Genomic DNA, 2,154 nt, shown 5'->3' with positions numbered 1-2,154 from the left:
GTCAAAAAAGTTTCAAAAAGCCCTTGCGCGGTCCGGTGTAGATCCGTATAGTTCGCCCTCTTCACGGGACGGAGGGAAGGCCAGAAGGACGGGCCGGAGCTTGAAAAACTTTTTAAAAATTAAGGGTTTACAAGCGAAAGTTAAGATGTATAATGCGCAGCTCTTGAGGGACAAAGAGCGGATCGAGAGGCCGGCAAGGCCGCTGACCGATCCGGTGTTTTGAGACAGTTTTTGACGCTCTTCGGGGCCGACAAAAAAGATTCAAAAAACACTTGCTAAAACGGATTTGATGCGTATAATTCGCATCCCACGGTACGAGGCGTCGCCCTCACCGAGAGTTCTTTAACAGCGAGATCAAGCAATGCGTGTGGGCGCTTGCGAGGCAATCAGCGACACAAAGATTGTCAGACGCAAGTGACCCGACAATTCATCAAAAGATGTTTTTAGGTTAACAACACGTCTGAGCAGCAAAATTAAGGTCTTTGAAGTATTCGGGCTGAGGTATTCAACGTTTCGACGTTGTCTGTAGTAGCTCGAAATAAAGACCGCATGATTTAAACTGAAGAGTTTGATCATGGCTCAGATTGAACGCTGGCGGCAGGCCTAACACATGCAAGTCGAGCGAGAAAGCCCTTCGGGGTGAGTACAGCGGCGGACGGGTGAGTAACGCGTGGGAATCTGCCCAGTAGTGGGGGATAGCCCGGGGAAACTCGGATTAATACCGCATACGCCCTACGGGGGAAAGCAGGGGATCTTCGGACCTTGCGCTATTGGATGAGCCCGCGTCAGATTAGCTTGTTGGTGGGGTAATGGCCTACCAAGGCGACGATCTGTAGCTGGTCTGAGAGGATGATCAGCCACATCGGGACTGAGACACGGCCCGAACTCCTACGGGAGGCAGCAGTGGGGAATATTGGACAATGGGGGCAACCCTGATCCAGCCATGCCGCGTGTGTGAAGAAGGCCTTCGGGTTGTAAAGCACTTTCAGCGAGGAGGAAAGCCTGATGGCTAATACCCATCGGGGGTGACGTTACTCGCAGAAGAAGCACCGGCTAACTCCGTGCCAGCAGCCGCGGTAATACGGAGGGTGCAAGCGTTAATCGGAATTACTGGGCGTAAAGCGCACGTAGGCGGCTGTTTAAGCTAGCTGTGAAAGCCCCGGGCTTAACCTGGGAACTGCAGTTAGAACTGGGCAGCTAGAGTACAGTAGAGGAGTGTGGAATTTCCTGTGTAGCGGTGAAATGCGTAGATATAGGAAGGAACATCAGTGGCGAAGGCGACACTCTGGACTGATACTGACGCTGAGGTGCGAAAGCGTGGGGAGCAAACAGGATTAGATACCCTGGTAGTCCACGCCGTAAACGATGTCTACTAGCCGTTGGGAGCCTTGAGCTCTTAGTGGCGCAGCTAACGCACTAAGTAGACCGCCTGGGGAGTACGGCCGCAAGGTTAAAACTCAAATGAATTGACGGGGGCCCGCACAAGCGGTGGAGCATGTGGTTTAATTCGACGCAACGCGAAGAACCTTACCAGGTCTTGACATCCTGAGAACTTTCTAGAGATAGATTGGTGCCTTCGGGAACTCAGTGACAGGTGCTGCATGGCCGTCGTCAGCTCGTGTCGTGAGATGTTGGGTTAAGTCCCGTAACGAGCGCAACCCTTGTCCTTAGTTGCCAGCACGTAATGGTGGGAACTCTAAGGAGACTGCCGGTGACAAACCGGAGGAAGGTGGGGATGACGTCAGGTCATCATGGCCCTTACGACCTGGGCTACACACGTGCTACAATGGTCGGTACAGAGGGTTGCCAATCCGCGAGGTGGAGCTAATCCCATAAAACCGATCGTAGTCCGGATTGGAGTCTGCAACTCGACTCCATGAAGTCGGAATCGCTAGTAATCGTGAATCAGAATGTCACGGTGAATACGTTCCCGGGCCTTGTACACACCGCCCGTCACACCATGGGAGTGGGTTGCACCAGAAGTGGCTAGTCTAACCTTACGGGGGACGGTCACCACGGTGTGATTCATGACTGGGGTGAAGTCGTAACAAGGTAGCCCTAGGGGAACCTGGGGCTGGATCACCTCCTTAAACGATACGCTGAGAGTTTCGTAAGCGTCCACACGCATTGCTTGATCGACTGGATTAGCAGTAA

General features: G+C 52.9%; 1 protein-coding gene and 1 rRNA gene. Both read left to right on the top strand.

Features of this window, described 5'->3' with window-relative positions:
- The coding region (locus AAE484_RS17290) for a hypothetical protein (RefSeq protein ID WP_341939686.1) at positions 1–223 on the top strand (223 nt) is incomplete at its 5' end.
- Between the two features lie 333 nt (positions 224–556).
- A 16S ribosomal RNA gene (locus AAE484_RS17285) occupies positions 557–2,090 on the top strand.
- Positions 2,091–2,154 lie beyond the last annotated feature (64 nt).

This window comes from Marinimicrobium sp. C2-29 (genome assembly GCF_038419845.1).
GTDB lineage: Bacteria > Pseudomonadota > Gammaproteobacteria > Pseudomonadales > Cellvibrionaceae > Marinimicrobium.
The sequence above is the reverse complement of the archived record's forward strand: the minus strand, read 5'-3'. Positions and strand labels throughout refer to the sequence as shown.